Here is a 514-nt window from a genome sequence, read left to right as displayed (position 1 = left end):
TGTCGTATTGATTAAGAATCACTCGAAGCATAGCGACTCTGTCTCTAAAGTGAGTTGCGCAACAACGTTGGGTGTCAATGGCATATATTTTATTGAGCCAATTGTTAATCCAGAGGCTCATCCAAGCAGATAAGTTACGCGAGAGTATTTAAAACATAAAATCCGATACAGCGCCGTCGATGCCATAGTCTTGATTTGATTTTGCTGGTATTTTGGTTTCTTTCAAAATGAGCTCGTCATCTTTAAGTTGTAAGTAAATATCTTCTCCAGATTTAAGCTGTAGCTTATAACCAACAATCACGGAAGAGCTCATGCCATTGACCTCAAAGTGCTGTTCATCAGCAATAAAGTTAGAAACAGTTCGTAAGTGAATTCCATCATTTAGCTGGTATGTCGTTTTATTCGGAAATGTTTCATGTCTCAGTAAATTGCAAATTGACTCAATTGATTCAGTTGTAAATGTGATCATCGTCTTGTTTCTCCTTTTTTTTCAATTGTATGGCTTATATAAAAG

1 protein-coding gene is annotated in these 514 nt (G+C 36.4%); it reads right to left on the bottom strand.

Annotated features, from left to right (window positions below):
* Positions 1-148: 148 nt before the first annotated feature.
* On the bottom strand, positions 149-469 hold the full coding sequence (locus AB4496_RS24910) for a hypothetical protein (protein ID WP_102257799.1): 321 nt from the start codon (positions 467-469) through the stop codon (positions 149-151).
* Between the last annotated feature and the right edge of the window lie 45 nt (positions 470-514).

Origin of the sequence: Vibrio sp. 10N.222.46.A1 (genome assembly GCF_041473595.1) — a bacterium.
Lineage (GTDB): Bacteria > Pseudomonadota > Gammaproteobacteria > Enterobacterales > Vibrionaceae > Vibrio > Vibrio tasmaniensis_A.
This window is presented reverse-complemented; position numbering and strand designations above follow the sequence as displayed.

What these genes read in the sequence shown, in the direction of transcription:
- AB4496_RS24910 (WP_102257799.1), bottom strand. Translation starts at nt 469, where the DNA reads ATGATCACATTTACAACTGAATCAATTGAGTCAATTTGCAATTTACTG.